Origin of the sequence: Myroides gitamensis, assembly GCF_029894455.1 — a bacterium.
In the GTDB taxonomy this organism is placed as follows: domain Bacteria; phylum Bacteroidota; class Bacteroidia; order Flavobacteriales; family Flavobacteriaceae; genus Flavobacterium; species Flavobacterium odoratum.
In genome coordinates, this window is sequence record NZ_JARYHN010000001.1 from 1,057,534 (window position 1) to 1,073,902 (window position 16,369).

At 35.3% G+C, this 16,369-nt stretch carries 14 protein-coding genes and 1 pseudogene; 9 read left to right on the forward strand and 6 right to left on the reverse strand.

What is annotated here, in order from left to right:
* Positions 1 to 11: 11 nt before the first annotated feature.
* Positions 12 to 1,211, forward strand: a complete 1,200-nt coding sequence (locus M2306_RS04630) for a CLIPPER-2 domain-containing protein (RefSeq protein WP_259190384.1) — start codon at positions 12 to 14, stop codon at positions 1,209 to 1,211.
* A gap of 261 nt (positions 1,212 to 1,472) precedes the next feature.
* Here the strand turns inward: M2306_RS04630 and M2306_RS04635 are convergent, their stop codons facing one another.
* A complete protein-coding gene (locus M2306_RS04635; protein WP_259190386.1) occupies positions 1,473 to 1,937 on the reverse strand; it encodes a GNAT family N-acetyltransferase in 465 nt (154 codons plus the stop codon).
* Between the two features lie 189 nt (positions 1,938 to 2,126).
* Between M2306_RS04635 and ychF the strand changes: the two genes are divergently transcribed.
* From ychF to M2306_RS04665, 6 genes are all read left to right on the forward strand, one after another.
* A complete protein-coding gene (ychF, locus tag M2306_RS04640) occupies positions 2,127 to 3,221 on the forward strand; it encodes a redox-regulated ATPase YchF (protein WP_115090456.1) in 1,095 nt (364 codons plus the stop codon).
* Positions 3,222 to 3,303: 82 nt separating this feature from the next.
* On the forward strand, positions 3,304 to 3,972 hold the full coding sequence (locus tag M2306_RS04645) for a TIGR02117 family protein (protein WP_259190390.1): 669 nt from the start codon (positions 3,304 to 3,306) through the stop codon (positions 3,970 to 3,972).
* Position 3,973: 1 nt separating this feature from the next.
* A complete protein-coding gene (locus tag M2306_RS04650) occupies positions 3,974 to 4,897 on the forward strand; it encodes a YihY/virulence factor BrkB family protein (protein WP_115090454.1) in 924 nt (307 codons plus the stop codon).
* 86 nt (positions 4,898 to 4,983) lie between these two features.
* Positions 4,984 to 6,837, forward strand: a complete 1,854-nt coding sequence (locus M2306_RS04655; RefSeq protein ID WP_115090453.1) for a DNA topoisomerase IV subunit B — start codon at positions 4,984 to 4,986, stop codon at positions 6,835 to 6,837.
* Between the two features lie 3 nt (positions 6,838 to 6,840).
* On the forward strand, positions 6,841 to 9,486 hold the full coding sequence (locus M2306_RS04660) for a DNA gyrase/topoisomerase IV subunit A (protein ID WP_259190391.1): 2,646 nt from the start codon (positions 6,841 to 6,843) through the stop codon (positions 9,484 to 9,486).
* A gap of 99 nt (positions 9,487 to 9,585) precedes the next feature.
* Positions 9,586 to 10,476, forward strand: a complete 891-nt coding sequence (locus M2306_RS04665) for a phospholipase A (RefSeq protein WP_259190394.1) — start codon at positions 9,586 to 9,588, stop codon at positions 10,474 to 10,476.
* A gap of 75 nt (positions 10,477 to 10,551) precedes the next feature.
* On the opposite strand, the gene M2306_RS04670 is transcribed toward M2306_RS04665, so the two are convergent.
* The 3 genes and pseudogenes from M2306_RS04670 to hemN form a co-directional block, all read right to left on the reverse strand.
* Complete coding sequence (locus M2306_RS04670; protein ID WP_259190399.1) at positions 10,552 to 10,956, reverse strand: DUF5367 domain-containing protein; 405 nt, start codon at positions 10,954 to 10,956, stop codon at positions 10,552 to 10,554.
* A gap of 270 nt (positions 10,957 to 11,226) precedes the next feature.
* Positions 11,227 to 11,427, reverse strand: coding sequence for a hypothetical protein (locus M2306_RS04675; RefSeq protein ID WP_259190402.1), 201 nt, complete (start codon positions 11,425 to 11,427; stop codon positions 11,227 to 11,229).
* Positions 11,428 to 11,435: 8 nt separating this feature from the next.
* Positions 11,436 to 12,798, reverse strand: a pseudogene (hemN, locus tag M2306_RS04680) (oxygen-independent coproporphyrinogen III oxidase).
* Positions 12,799 to 12,890: 92 nt separating this feature from the next.
* Between hemN and M2306_RS04685 the strand changes: the two are divergent.
* Together M2306_RS04685 and M2306_RS04690 are read left to right on the forward strand one after the other, a co-directional pair.
* Positions 12,891 to 13,265, forward strand: coding sequence for a rhodanese-like domain-containing protein (locus M2306_RS04685; protein ID WP_259190406.1), 375 nt, complete (start codon positions 12,891 to 12,893; stop codon positions 13,263 to 13,265).
* A 79-nt stretch (positions 13,266 to 13,344) separates the two neighbouring features.
* Entirely contained in the window at positions 13,345 to 13,638 is a 294-nt protein-coding gene (locus M2306_RS04690; RefSeq protein WP_115090446.1) for a DUF4834 family protein, read from the forward strand.
* A gap of 186 nt (positions 13,639 to 13,824) precedes the next feature.
* On the opposite strand, the gene M2306_RS04695 is transcribed toward M2306_RS04690, so the two are convergent.
* Together M2306_RS04695 and M2306_RS04700 are read right to left on the reverse strand one after the other, a co-directional pair.
* Positions 13,825 to 14,961 carry a hypothetical protein gene (locus M2306_RS04695; protein WP_259190408.1) on the reverse strand — a complete coding sequence of 379 codons (1,137 nt, stop codon included), beginning with the start codon at positions 14,959 to 14,961 and terminating at the stop codon, positions 13,825 to 13,827.
* 137 nt (positions 14,962 to 15,098) lie between these two features.
* Positions 15,099 to 16,301 carry a hypothetical protein gene (locus tag M2306_RS04700; protein ID WP_259190410.1) on the reverse strand — a complete coding sequence of 401 codons (1,203 nt, stop codon included), beginning with the start codon at positions 16,299 to 16,301 and terminating at the stop codon, positions 15,099 to 15,101.
* Positions 16,302 to 16,369: the final 68 nt, after the last annotated feature.

A 16,369-nucleotide genomic window follows, 5' to 3' on the forward strand; every position in this document is an offset into this window, starting at 1 on the left:
TTGAAAGAAAGATGATACAAAGAAAATATAATAGAATACGAAAATTACACATCTTGATGCTGGTGGTTTTTTGTGTGCTACTTGGTATGCAAAGTGTGTGGGCGGAAGGATCAAAAGATTTATATCCTGTAGGGGCAATTGGTGGAAGAGGTGTGTTGCATTTTCGACATTTTTCAGATGATAACGCAGTTCCATCTTTTATGCCTCATCCAAAGGGAGTGCATTATGCATATGCAGAAGAAGGAGAGCAAATTGCGATTGCAACAGCAACTGATGCACAACGAAATAGTAATCCTCGAATTTTCTTATTTGACCCAAGTGGAAATGAAATTTCTCTTTCCTTTGATGGGCAAAAAGGGAATATTCCGAATCGTATAGCTGAATTAGCGGGTTCAAAACTTCCTAATCAAGCTCCAGGAGGGAATTATTATGAACCAATATATGCAAACGGAGGAAGAGCATATCCTGAAAATGCGAATCATATTGTATTTCCCAATGGAACCTCAAGTCATGTCAACGGACGGATATTTGGAGTTAAGACAGATAGATTGAGACCAGCATTCGGATTTAATACAGCATTGGATACAGTGGCAATTCTTCGTTCTAGTAATGTAGAGGGTCCAGATGCAACGAATCAAAATAATGTTCTCTCAACTGATGCACATTATGAATGTGATAACAATAGATTAGCGATAGGGTGTAATAATATTAAAACAAATCAAGCGGTTGTATTTGGTACTGAGTCGTTGAGTTTTGTCAAAGATGGATTTCTGACGAATAGTAGTGCTGATGGTTTTGTGCAAATTGGAGAGACAATTACATATAAAATAAAACTTGTAAATAATGGAAGAATTAATTTGTATTCAATTGTACTAATCGATCCATTACTCGGGGGTACTATAACAGCAATGCCTCAAAAGAGTATCAATGCAGATAATGTTTTGGACGTAGGCGAAACTTGGACATATACACTAGAATATACCCTGACACAAGAAGATTTAAATCGAGGAGGTGTTTATAATCAAGCCAAAGTTCGATTTAGAGAAACTTTGGGTGGTGTAATAATAAATAAAAATTCTCAGCCAACAATACCGCTTACTCCAACGGACATAGGATACGATCCAAATCTATTCAACTATACTTTTGTCTCTTTTGAGGTAAAAAGTTTATTGATAACCAATCCAATGATTCGACAGCGAGTTAAAAAGTAGAGTAATAAATAGGTTTATACAAGGATGTTGTTGAATATGATAAGTTCTTAAGCCATAAGATTGGTTTCGGAAGTTTCTGAATTACTTGTTGATGAAGGTTTTTTATGATATTTCATAGACTAAAAAAACAAAAAAATGGAGTTAGAGCATAAGTAAAATAAATAGATGTAAAATCAGGATTTCATAAAATTGTATATATTAAAAAGAGAGTGTTTATTCGAGATACTCTCTTTTTGATTTTTAATAGTTGTTTTAATTTATTTAAATATGTAATTGTAACATAACCATATCAATCATTTGCTTGCCATTTTCAAAAATAGGTTCAGGATAATGGTCGATAAAGAAGTTCTTGCGTTTGTCGTATTGCACAAACCCATTGCGTTCATAGAACCGAATCTGTGCCTCTCCTGTGTCGGAAGTTCCGACAACGAGGGTTTGATACTGCTGTTGGCGTGCAATTTCTTTAATCTTCTCAATTAAAAAGCTGCCAATATGTTGATTTTGGTAGGTTGTGCTAACGGCGATGTTTTTAATTTCTAAACAAGTTGTATCCTGGGGATACAAGCAAAAAACAGCCAATTCATCCTCATGATGCCAAACACTATAGACGCGGCTATCATACAAGTACTGTTCAATAGCCTCTACTGTTTCATCCGCAAGTAAAAGTAAATGCATGGGATAGGGCGGGGTATGAATCTCTTTAATTTGAAGGGTTTCAAGTAACATAGACGATAAATTGAATCAAACACAAAAGTACAATCTTTCTGCTATTGAAGGGAAACTTCAGCACTAAAAAGGGGTGGTTTGCGTTTTTAGAAGGTATTCTTCCTTTTAATGTAGCGGATTATAGAAGAATTTCTGTAAAATTTGAATATATTTGCAACCATTATAAAAAGATACTAAGTTACTAAAGATATGAAAGCAGGTATTGTAGGATTGCCTAATGTTGGAAAATCAACGCTATTCAATTGTTTATCAAATGCAAAAGCACAAAGCGCTAACTTCCCATTCTGTACGATTGAACCCAATGTAGGGGTTGTAAACGTTCCAGATCCACGTTTATTAAAATTAGAAGAATTGGTAAATCCAGAGCGCGTTTTGCCAGCAACAGTAGAAATCGTTGATATCGCTGGATTAGTTAAAGGAGCAAGTAAAGGTGAAGGATTAGGGAATCAATTCTTGGGAAACATTCGCGAGTGTAATGCGATCATTCACGTATTGCGTTGCTTCGATAACGATAATATTGTACACGTAGATGGAAAAGTAAACCCTATTCGCGACAAGGAAACAATTGATATCGAATTGCAATTGAAAGACCTTGATACAGTAGAAAAACGCTTAGATAAAGTAAAAAAAGCGGCTAAAACTGGAAATAAAGAAGCACAAGTAGAGGCAGATTTATTAGAGCGAATCAGAGAGACATTATTAGCTGGAAAATCGGCTCGTATAGTAGAAGCAAAAAATCAAGACGAAGAAGAATTGTTAGAAGCTTTCCAATTGATTACTACAAAACCAGTATTATACGTATGTAACGTAGATGAAGGAGCAGCGGTAAATGGAAATGCTTATGTTGAGCAAGTAAAAGAGTTAGTGAAAGACGAAAATGCAGAAGTAATTGTATTGGCTGTTGGAACTGAAGCAGATATTACAGAGCTAGAGACATTCGAAGAGCGTCAGATGTTCTTAGAAGATTTAGGTTTAGAAGAACCAGGTTCATCAAAATTAATCCGTTCAGCTTATCAGTTGTTGAAATTGCAAACGTATTTTACAGCAGGTGTAAAAGAAGTAAGAGCTTGGACGATTAATATTGGAGATACTGCACCACAAGCTGCAGGAGTAATTCACTCTGATTTTGAAAAAGGATTCATTCGCGCTGAAGTTATTGCTTATGATGACTATGTAGCGTTTGGTTCTGAAGCAAAAGTAAAAGAGGCTGGAAAGTTAAGAGTAGAAGGTAAAGAATATATTGTTAAGGATGGTGATGTAATGCATTTCCGCTTTAATGTATAACAATAATAGAAGAAGAATTGAAGAAAGAGAGGTTTACAAAACCTCTCTTTTTTTGTATATTTAGGTTTTGATTGTGTAGAATATGCTAAAAAAAATCGCACATTTTTTAAAAGTGTTTACCCTGTGTTTCTTTACATTTGTTGCGGTTTACGGGGCAGTTTTCTATGGATTGTCTTTCGTGCCTAGTACAGGGGGAAGCGAAAAAAGACAAGCAACGGAAGATGAAGTGACTATCTATTTGTCAACCAATGGTGTACATACCGATTTTGTCGTGCCAGTGGTTCATGAGGTCATCGATTGGCGTACAAAAGTGGAGCAACCGCTAAATCGAGCCAAGTGGTTGGCTTTCGGTTGGGGAGATAAAGGATTTTATATCGATACCCCTTCCTGGAGCGATTTGCGTATGACCACCGCTTTAAGTGCATTATCAGGTGTTGGGGAATCAGCTATGCACGTGACGGCTTATGGTGCATTTGTGCTAGATGAAAATACGGTAGAAGTAAAGCTGTCTACAACCGAATATCAAGCATTGGTGCATTATATTGATGCGAGCTTTGACAAAAAAGAAGGAGCATATCAACGCATTGAAGTGGAAGGATATCATCAGTCAGATGCGTTTTATGAAGCTAGGGGAAGCTATAGTTTATTCTATACTTGTAACACCTGGGTAAATCAAGGATTGAAACAAATTAACCAAAAAGCAGCTTTGTGGACCTTGCATGATCAAGGAATATTGAGGCACTATAAATAATATGATACATATACCCTTTAAGAAAATAGGAACTTTGTTGAAGGATTCAGTGATGGATTTTTTAGATGATAGAGCAACTAAGTTTAGTGCAGCACTATCCTATTATACCATTTTTGCCTTGCCTCCCTTGATTATTCTAATTATTTCAGCCTCAGGCTTTTTTATAGAAGAAAAAGACGTTTCTGCATTCTTTTACCAACAAGTATCAGATTTAGTCGGACCAAATACGGCAAGAGAAGTAGAAAATGCCATGAACAATGTAACCCTGAATCGATCAGGTGTTTTGCCTACTGTAATTGGAATAGCCATGTTGCTTTTTAGTGCTTCTGGAGTATTTGCAGAAATACAAAGTTCAATCAATTACATTTGGGGATTTGTTGCAAAACCTGAAAAAAGTGTCATTCGAATGATAAAAAATCGCTTGCTTTCCTTCGCTATGATTGCTTCTGTTGGTTTTTTATTGTTAGTGAGTTTACTCATCAATTCACTGGCTAGTATTTTATACGATTACTTGGCTGAGTTTTTTGCAGAATCAACAATTTATCTAGTTAAGGTTTTAAATAATGCCATTGTCTTTGTTTTGATCACCTTTTTATTTGCTCTTATTTTTAAAACATTGCCCAACGGTATTATACGGTTAAAAGATGCTTTTGTAGGCGCAGCTTTTACAGCGGTGTTGTTTATGATTGGAAAATGGGGGATTGGAATCTACCTAGGAACAACCGCTACTTCTTCTTTATATGGTGCTGCAGGGTCAATTATTGTAATGTTGATGTGGGTTTATTATTCTGCGATGATTTTGTATTTTGGGGCAGAATTTACCAAAAACTATGCATTGTTATTCGGTGAGCGAATCAGACCAGGGCAATTTTCTTTAGAAATTGATAAAAATGCTATCAAAACAGTTGAAGAACAGAAAGTTTAGGTAGCAAAAAAACGATAATTACAAATTTTTATCATTTTTATTTTAGTTTAAATAGTAGTATTTTAGCACAAATTCCAACAAATTATATGCAAAATCAAAATCAGTATACTGAAGACAATATTCGTTCTTTAGATTGGAAGGAACATATCCGTATGCGTCCGGGTATGTATATCGGTAAGCTTGGTGATGGATCGTCTCCAGATGATGGGATTTATATCCTAATCAAGGAGGTAATTGACAATAGTATTGATGAGTTTGTAATGGGCACAGGAAAAACTATTGAAGTTACATTAAAAGACAAAATGGTTACGGTTCGTGACTTTGGACGTGGTATTCCGTTAGGAAAGGTGATCGATGTAGTGTCGAAAATGAACACAGGAGGGAAATATGACTCGAAAGCGTTTAAAAAATCTGTTGGTCTAAATGGGGTAGGTACAAAAGCCGTGAATGCTCTATCTAATTATTTCCGCGTTGTTTCTGTTCGTGATAATCAACAAAAAGCAGCTGAATTCTCAGCAGGTGATTTGGTGAACGAAGAGGAATTAACGGAAACTACGAAACGCAAAGGAACGAAAGTATCGTTTATTGCGGACGAGAAAATTTTCAAAAACTACAAGTACCGCAAAGAATATATTGAGCGTATGCTCAAAAATTATTGCTATCTGAATAAAGGACTAACCATTATTTTCAATGGGGAAAAGTTTTATTCAGAAAATGGATTAATGGATTTGCTGAATGAAAATATCGATGCAGAAGATCAAGTTTATCCAATTATTCACTTAACAGGTGATGATATTGAAGTGGCTATTACCCATAGCAAAACACAATATTCAGAAGAGTACTACTCGTTTGTAAACGGACAAAATACAACGCAAGGAGGAACGCATTTAGGTGCATTCAGAGAGGCTTTGGTTCGTACATTAAAAGAGTTTTACAACAAAAACTTTGAAGCATCGGATATTCGTAAGTCTATCGTGGCTTCTATTTCAGTAAAAGTGGAAGAGCCTGTCTTTGAATCGCAAACCAAAACAAAATTAGGTTCAACGGATATGGGACCTGATTTGCCAACGGTAAGAACGTTTGTGAATGACTTCGTTAAAACGCAGTTAGATAATTACTTGCATAAAAATCCGGAAATTGCCGATGCGTTGTTGCGCAAAATCTTGCAAGCGGAACGCGAACGCAAGGAGTTATCTGGTATTCGAAAAATTGCCAAAGAACGCGCAAAAAAGGCAAGTTTACACAATCGTAAATTACGCGATTGCCGCGTGCATTTAACAGACATCAAGAACCCAAGATATTTAGAAAGTACTCTTTTTATTACGGAAGGGGATTCAGCTTCTGGATCGATTACCAAATCGAGAGATGTGAATACCCAAGCTGTATTTAGTTTACGTGGTAAACCACTAAACTCGTATGGAATGACCAAAAAGATTGTATACGAAAATGAGGAGTTCAACTTGCTTCAAGCAGCATTAGATATTGAAGAAGATTTCGAAAGCTTGCGCTACAACAACATCGTAATCGCAACGGATGCCGATGTCGATGGAATGCACATTCGCTTGCTATTAATTACATTCTTTTTGCAATTCTTCCCTGAATTAATCAAAGAAGGTCATTTGTATATTTTACAGACCCCTTTATTCCGTGTGAGAAATAGAAAGGAAACGATTTATTGTTACAGTGAGGAAGAGCGTGTAGCAGCTATCGAAAAGCTAAAACCTAAACCGGAAATCACGCGATTCAAAGGGTTAGGAGAGATTTCTCCGGATGAGTTTCAACACTTCATTGGGGAGAGTATCCGCTTAGATCCTGTGATGCTTGATAAATCGATGTCTATTGAAAAAATGTTAGAATTTTATATGGGTAAAAATACCCCGGATAGACAGGAGTTTATTATTGATAATTTGAAAGTTGAACTTGATGTTGTAGAAGAATAGACTATGAGTACTGAAGATAATTTGAATGAAGATATCCAACCAAATAACCTAGAAAATGGGGAGTTTGTAGAAGATCATACGGAATTACAAGAAGAAGAGGAAAAGGAAACGATTACCAAGGTTACGGGTATGTACAAGGAATGGTTCTTGGACTATGCTTCGTATGTTATTTTAGAACGTGCCGTACCTGCTATTGAGGATGGTTTTAAGCCTGTTCAGCGTCGTATCATGCATTCCATGAAGGAATTGGATGATGGACGATACAATAAAGTAGCTAATGTTGTTGGACATACGATGCAGTATCACCCACACGGGGATGCGAGTATTGGGGACGCTATGGTGCAATTAGGGCAAAAAGAATTGCTCATTGACATGCAAGGAAACTGGGGAAATATCCTGACAGGAGATGGAGCAGCAGCTTCGCGTTATATCGAAGCGCGTCTGAGTAAGTTTGCTTTAGAGGTACTTTATTCGCCTAAAATTACTGAATGGCAGTTGTCGTATGACGGTCGTCGTAATGAACCCGTGAATTTACCTGTAAAGTTCCCTTTGCTATTGGCACAAGGAGCGGAAGGAATTGCCGTAGGTTTATCGACGAAAGTATTGCCTCATAACTTCATCGAACTTATTGATGCTTCAGTCAAAATTTTAAAAGGAAAACCGTTTACCCTATATCCTGATTTTCCAACGGAGGGAATTGCCGATGTATCTAATTATAATGATGGATTGCGCGGAGGGCGTGTACGTGTACGTGCGCGTATCTCACAATTAGATAAGAATACCTTAGTTATTACGCAGATTCCTTTTTCAACAACTACGACTTCATTGATCGATAGTATATTGAAAGCCAATGAAAAAGGGAAATTAAAAATTAGAAAAATTGAAGACAATACAGCGGCAAATGTGGAAATCTTAATCCACTTGCCTCCTGGAACGTCTCCAGATAAAACAATTGATGCTCTATATGCCTTTACGGGCTGTGAAACATCTATTGCACCTTTAGCTTGTATCATTCAAGATAACAAACCACTGTTTATTGGGGTTTCAGATATGCTAAAACGTTCAACACATCAAACGGTTGATCTGTTAAAGCAAGAGCTGGAAATCGAATTAGGGGAGCTAGAAGAAAGATGGCACTTCTTATCCTTAGAGCGTATTTTCATTGAAAATAGAATTTATCGCGCAATTGAGGAAGAAGAAACATGGGAAGGGGTACTTTCGTCGATTGATGAAGGACTAAAACCTTTTGTAGTTCATCTGAAAAGAGCAGTTACACAGGAGGATATTATCCGATTGACCGAAATTCGAATCAAGCGTATTTCTCGTTTTGATATTGATAAAGCCAATCAACAAATTGAATCTTTAGAAGGAGAAATCGAACAAGTGAAATACAATTTAGCACACTTGATTGATTTCGCTATCAAGTACTTTACTAACTTGAAAGAGAAATACGGTAAAGGAAGAGAGCGTAAAACGGAATTGAGAAGCTTTGATACCATTGAAGCAACGAAAGTAGTTTTGAGAAATACGAAACTTTATGTCAATAGACAAGAAGGGTTCTTTGGAACTTCGTTGCGAAAAGATGAATATGTTTGCGATTGTTCGGATATTGATGATATTATCGTCTTTTTACGCGATGGATCGATGGTGATTTCAAAAGTGGAAGAGAAGCGTTTCGTAGGGAAAGATATCATTCATATTGATGTATTTGCCAAAAACGATAAGCGCACCATTTATAACTTGATTTACCGCGATGGAAAATCAGGTCCAACGTATATCAAGCGTTTTAACGTAATGAGCATTACCCGTGACAAAGTATACGATTTAACGCAAGGAAATACAGGTTCTCAAATCTTGTATTTCTCTGCCAATCCTAATGGGGAAGCGGAAGTCGTAACGATTTTGTTGCGTCAATTGAGTAATGTCAAGAAATTGAAATTCGATGTTGATTTTGCAGATCTATTGATTAAAGGACGTATTGCAAAAGGAAACTTGGTTACGAAATACGCCATCAAGAAAATTGAACTCAAAGAAAAGGGAATTTCTACCTTGCGTCCGCGCAAAATTTGGTATGATGATACGGTAAGAAGATTGAATGTAGAAGGAAGAGGAGATTTACTTGGAGAATTCAAACCAGAAGATCGCTTGTTGATCATCACTCAAAGCGGAAGAGTCAAAACAGTTGTTCCTGAATTGACTACGCATTTTGATGAGGATATGATTGTTTTGGAAAAATGGAAGCCAACGAAACCTATTTCTGCTATTTATTATGATGGTGAGAAAGCAAGATACTACGTGAAACGATTTGTAGTTGAAAATGAAAATAGAGATGATGTGTTTATTTCTGAACATGAGAATTCAAAATTGGAGTTGATTTCAACAGATTATCGCCCTGTAGTAGAAGTTGTTTTTGCTAAAGTAAAAGGAGTGCAGAAAGAAAGCTTAGTTCTTGATTTAGAGCAGTTTATAGCGATTAAAGGAATTAAAGCTTTAGGTAACCAATTAACGGCTGACAAAGTAAAACAAATCGATCATTTGGAGTCTTTACCTTATGAAGAAGTAGTTGAAGAGGAGGAAGTAATTACCTATGATGTAGAGAATTTACCAGATATTACCATTGATGAAGACGGGCAAAGTAGTTTGTTTTAACAAGGGAATGGCTTGAACGTAACATCGTACTAGAGTTAGATAGACAATAAAATTGAGTAGGAGATGATTAGGAAGAAAGGTAAAATAATAAGTTGGTGCATGGCGTTAGCCACGATAGGAAGTACTTATGGACAGGAACAAGAATCTGTCCGTGATAACCTATTTGGTGTGCCAGAATCACACTCGTTAACTGAGCGATGGGATTTAGCTCCTACTGCAAGGAGTAAAACGTTTACGATTTCTCCTTATAAACCGGTGTATTTGCTTCCTGCACGTTGGAGTAGTAAACCCAATGATCAGCCTTTTAGCTTTAGTGAGCACATGGGGCAACCAGATGCCATTGATTACAACCAGGTTGAAATACGCTTTCAATTGAGTTTTAAAACAAAAGTGATGGAAGGGCTCTTGTTTGGTAAAGGGGATATCTGGTTGGCATTTACGCAAACAGCGAACTGGCAAGCGTATAATGAGAAAGTATCTCGACCTTTTAGAGAGCTCAATTACGAACCAGAGGTTATTTTTAACTATCCACTAGATCTGTCCTTGTCAAATCTTAAATTCAAGATGGCAGGAATAGCTTTTAATCATCAATCCAATGGGAAAAGTCAACCGAGTTCTCGAAGTTGGAATCGTTTAATTTTTCATTTGGGTATGGAATATAACGATTGGACATTCATGGTTAAACCTTGGATGCGATTGAAAGAAAAGAACAAAAGTGACGATAATGCAAGTATCACAGAATATGCAGGTAAAGGAGAAGTAACAGTTGCTTACCAACGAAATGGACAAGTCTTTACTTTTATGATGCGAAACAATATGCGTTTGAATTCACATTATAAAGGATTTCATGAATTTACCTATACCTATCCCATCAAAAATAACCTCAAAGCATTCTTTGTGATGAATAATGGTTATGGCGAATCCATGATTGATTACAACTGGAATCAAACCACCATTGGTATCGGAATTTCACTAGTAGAATGGTATTAAAATACAAACATCAAAATAAAAGGAGAGCGGTATCGTTCTCCTTTTTTTGTATTTATTCATTGATAAATGATGATTTTACTTTTGTTTTGGACGAATTCCACTAATTATAGCAGTAACTAACACAATAGAATAAGCCCACATCAACCAAGAACCAAAAGAAGCAGCTCTCGTTGCTGGCATATTGGGAAAGATTGCCTCAAAAAACTGAATGGCAAATGTATCGATAAGCATACCTGGTAATACCAAAAGAATTCCTGCTGCTGTTTTTTCAAATCCGTCTAAATTGAATTTCTTAAACGTGAATAAAGAAAGGAAAATCATGGAAGGAACGACAATTAGATACAGGATTGATAAAATTGTAGGAGACTCTGTGAGAAAGAAGAACTGTCCGGCTAAACGAAATGCTAAAGTGGCTAGAAGCCAAACTAAAAATCCGATAAAAAGAACAGGAAGGATAAACGAGGGTGTTACTTTGTTCATATTTGCTGTTTTGGTGCGACACAACATTAATTTCCAACTGTAGCTTTTTTTTTTATCTTCTTTTCTTGTGTTAAAAGAGTCTCTTTTAAGCCTAGTTAGGGGATATGTTTATCTCAATTTTACAGAACGAAAGTAAGAAAAAAACAAGAATAAATCCATTCGAATAAGGCTTGAAATAAAAAAAAAGACGATAAAAATAGGCTTTTATCGTCGTCTTGTTATTTTAGTAGTAACTCGTTTGTCATAAGGACAAAGAGCTACCTAAATTACTTACTTTCCTTTTTGTAAATCTTGTTGTTTTGCAGCCTTCTTCAATGAAAATATCAAATAGCAAAAGAAAACTAAAAAGGCTAAAAAGGAGAACCAATTGACTTGGATCGACCATAATTGATCGATATCCAATTGATAAATGCCATATACAAGTAGCAACAAAACAAGATAGGTGGTTATTTTTTCAATTCTTTTATTCATAGTATAGCTTAAATAGTCATAGAAAATAAAGCGCGTTCAGGTTTATTGCGTTGTAAGCGCAAATCCAACGCCATACAAATGTTGCGTACAAAGGCACGGCCTAATTTGTTGATGGTAATTACATTATTTTGAATGGTAATTAGCTGGTCATTTTCCATCTCTTTTAATTCCTCTAACATAGGAGTAAAATCAATCAAATGTAAATCGCTAGTTAAATCCGTTTGTAAATTACACATTAAATGTAGGATATGTTTTCTAATTATCAAATCTTCTTCATTTAAAATGTGTCCTTTGACTACTGGAATCTCATTATTAGCTAAAGCTTCGTAGTAGGCTCCTATATTTTTTTCATTTTGAGCGAAGGCAGTCCAACTATCACTAATAGAAGACACCCCTAAGCCAATCATCAAATCTGTTTTAGAAGAAGTATATCCCATAAAGTTTCGATGAATGCTATTGGTATTCATTGCTTTGTATAAAGAATCTGTTTTCAACGCAAAGTGATCCATACCAATTTCGATGTAACCTTTTTCTTCTAACAAGTTTTTACCAATTTCGTATAGCTTTTCTTTTTTCTTCATCTTTTGGTACATCCTCATCTTTGAATCCGCGTTGCCCATTTCCTTTAATCCAAGGCACATGCGCATAGCTGTAAAAAGCCAAACGATCAGGTGAGAGCGATTTCGTTTTCTCAATCGTATCAATTACGTGCTCAATTTGTTGAAAAGGCAGACCAAATATAATATCATGGGAAATAGAAGTATACCCCATTTCCTTGGCCCAAAGAGTTACTTTAGCGACATCGTGAAACGTTTGATTACGATTTATGGCCTTCTGTATCTCGCGATTATAATCTTGTACGCCAAAGCTAACTCTTCGAAAACCGAGGTTATATAAAGTTTGTAAATGTTCTCTTGTGGTATTATTAGGATGCCCTTCGAAACTAAATTCATAACCCTCTGCTTTGATTCCACGGGATAAGATACCTTCAATTAAAGTCTGCAAGTGCGCAGGAGCAAAGAAAGTAGGGGTTCCACCTCCAAGGTGAATTTCCTTGATGATGGGTTTGTCAACTAAAATATTACAATACAACTCCCATTCCTTTAATATGGCTTGGATATAAGGAACTTCAACTTCATGGCGTTTGGTAATGTGTTTATGGCAACCACAAAACGTACATAAACTCTCGCAATAAGGTAAGTGTATGTATAGACTAATACCTTCTTGTTCATTGGTTTGATCAAAGGTCTCCTTTACGCTTTTCAACCATTTATCACGGGAAAAACTTGTTTCGTCCCAGTAGGGTACAGTAGGATAACTCGTATAACGAGGTCCTGGTACGTTGTATTTTTGTATCAGAGGGGTAGCCATTTTTCGTATATTTGTAACAAATGTAACAGGAATCAAAAAGAATAATACTGATATTTGTCACTTGATTAAAAAATTTTTAGATTAAAAATAAGATGAAGAATATAATTTTAACAGCTATCTTACTAATGTTTTCATTTTTTAAGGTTAGTGCTCAGGAAGTTAAAGCGAAAGAATTAGTAAATCCAGTTGCTTTTGAATCGCAAATTGCGAATAAAAAAGTACAGCTAATCGATGTGCGTACACCAAAAGAATACAAAGAAGGTACGATTTTAAATGCCATCAATATTGATTTTTTAGACGAAGGTTTTTCAAAAAATATCAAACAATTGGATAAAAAACAACCTGTTTATATCTTTTGTCAATCCGGGAAGAGAAGTGCAGCTGCAGCTGAAAAAATGCAAGAAGCAGGATTTGATGTAATTGAATTAGCTGGAGGCTATAAAGCGTGGAAGGCTGAAAAAGACTAGGTTTAATTTATCAATTATTTAAGAATTGATGGCAGTAGATGATGGAAAAAAATGTTATTTTTGAAAAAAAAGGTAAAGTATGGATATAGCATCATTTGGAAGTTTTTTAAGAACCTTAGTCATCATTGTAGTGATTTATTATGCTTTTAAATTTGCGATGCGTTATTTATTTCCACTTTTTGTCTATAAAATGGCAAAAAAAGTAGAACGAAATTTTCAACAGCAACAGCAAGATTTTTATCAGCAAAATAATAGATCAACTCAAGAAGAACCTAATTATACGAATCAATCGTCAGACGGGAAGGACAAATTTCCACGTTCGACCAAAGTAGTTGGCGAGTATATTGATTTTGAAGAGATTGAAAAAAAATAATGTAAAGCTCCTTTTATAGGAGCTTTTTTTATGCTGTTTGTTAATGGGGGTTTCAAGTAGTATCAATAGGAGAGTGCCTCCTATTTAGATTCATGGATAAGGTATAGGAGTGGTTAGAGCTAGAAATAAGCTGTACTTTGTTTAACTTAACACTCTTTTGTCAATTAGTTGTATTGTTTAAAGTGTTTAAAGAGGACTGTTAATCGTCATTCTATCTATCTGCTCGATTACTTCTGACATATCTTCTCCAAAAAAGTCATGTGCCTCTGCTACTTCATATAGTTCAGGATAGTTTAGGGCAATACCAATAAAAGTGTAAGGAGAAATCTTCGTTTCGCTTGGCGGGAGATGTAGTTCTAAAAGAGAAGTATACACCCAAATCATGGCACGCTCTTCAGGTGTGTAAAAAGGCTCTCGTTCTGTCAAATAGTTATGTACTTCGCTGTAATCTGCAGCATATTCGTTTGGAATATACTTTGTTGTCATTTGAATAAAATAGTAATTCAAAGGCACTCGAATATAAGCTTCATCTTCTTTGGCTAATTCCACAGCCGCGGCTAACATTTTTTTCTTTACAATTAGTTTTCCGTCAAATCCGCGAGAAAAGAATAGACGATCATACATGCGATAATCCCAGCCTTCGCGTGAAAGTTCACTCATCTTTTTGTATTCCTCCATGTATTTTGTTTGGATTCTTTGGTATATATCATGGTACTCCTGAGAAAACCCTTCATAACCAAAATCTTTCACAAATTCATAAGGTAAAAAATCATATACTTGAATTAGTGCAGCTCGACTGTTATGAAAAATATAATTATTATATGCAAGGTCATAAGAATTTACGTTATATGCATAATACTTTTTGTCATAATCATCTAAATGTTTTTCTACATAACCAGGGCTAAAATTAAAGAAATATCTATGTTCTAAATCAAAAATATAATTTCCATAAGTAAAATACAGTAACGGAGCTTTATCATATTTATCTTGCATGTATACTTTAGGTGATAGTATTAGAAAATTGTCTATTTTTTTTATTTTGGAATTATTTGAATAATCAGCATAGATATCTACGTTAAAAATTTTCATAATCCGTTGAGCAAAAATTTGTTCACTTGGAAATTGAAAACCAAAAGATTTTAATCCCAAATAATATAGATGATTCATCAAGTTTATTTCTTCCATTCTATAATCTTCTTCAATAAATTCCTGACCTTCAGGTAAACCTAGAGTAAGATCATAAATACTTTCTAATAATTTTTGATTTTCTTCCGTTCGTCCTTCCATAACTTCAATGATTCCTTCTACTTTGTATTGAGGCATATGCAGCCAATCCCTTTTAGGTTGTATTAATATTTTTTCTTGTGCTATTAGTTCTTGATTTTGTTTTTTGCAATTCAGTAATGAATAACAAATGAGCAGCCATAGGGGGAAGAATTATGTATTTCATAATAAAAATATTACAATGTTTTTATGTAGTTAATAGGTCTAAAATATCCAAACCAACTGTCATGTGTATTGAGAGCTCCTCCTGTGCGTTTGTAGTAAGCTACCCTTGTTTTTTTTGTGTGTACTTTAGATTCCTTAATTTTTTTTGTTTTATTGTTGTCAAATATTCCTGTAACATATTTTAAATGCGTGTCTTCATCACCGCTTCCTAATGCATCTATAGCTTCTAATATTATCACTAAATCATCTTTTTGATTATACTTATATATAATTCCTGTATGACCTCGAACTTTACCTGTTTTCTTATTAAGACCCCGCCATACGAATATATCCCCTCGTTTCGGAATGAAATCTGCTTTTTCACTCCCTATAACATGTTCAATATTACTATTCCCAATGGCCTTTTGAAATTCTCTTTCTGTAGTCATCACGCCTGTATTTAGTTGCATGGGTTCTTGAATGATATCTAAATGATATAAATACAAGGCTACAACTTCTGAGCAATCAACTTCTTTAATATCCTTGTATTTTAATCCTTTCCGCGACCCTAGTTGACTATAAGGCCATCCTTTTTCTACATATCGTTTCATCATTTCCAATACACCATCTCCGTAATCTGGAAAATAAGTAAAGGTGCAAGTATCGGTTTGAAATAAGGGAGCTGTTTCCATATCAAATACCTTTTTCTTTTCTGGCCATGCAACATTAGCACCTATTAAGATTGATATCTTATCTGTTTCTTCTTCCATATTTGAGAGATGATGGAGTCCTGTATTTTTCCAATGTGCCATAGAAAATGCAGTGATGAGATATGCATTGGCATCCAAAAGCGCAACAATTTGATCTGCTTCTTTTTGAATTCCCAATTGTAAGCCTTTAAATGCTGGGTGATCTTTAATGCGATCATATGCATCACTATGATTAGCTCTACCTGTAATTTGACAAAGTCCCCTGCCTTTAAAACGCCATCCTTCTCCTGGGACATCTTTGTTATTTCCCAATCGATTACCATAGACAAAATTGGCAATTAACTGTTCTTTTTCTCTATTTACCCCATTGGTAGCTACTCGAATTTCTTCATATTTATTATAAATTTCTTCAGATTTAAATACTCTGTTTTCTTCATCTTTCCAGGTTGCGCTGGAATCTTTTTCCGATACCCATTTGTTGTTTATTTTTTTTCCTTTAAAAAAAACCGAACAAAATAAATCCAAGAAGTATTTCCTTTTTGTTGCTGTACTGAAATCATAAGCAAATGATTCTCCTCTTTTTATATTGATTT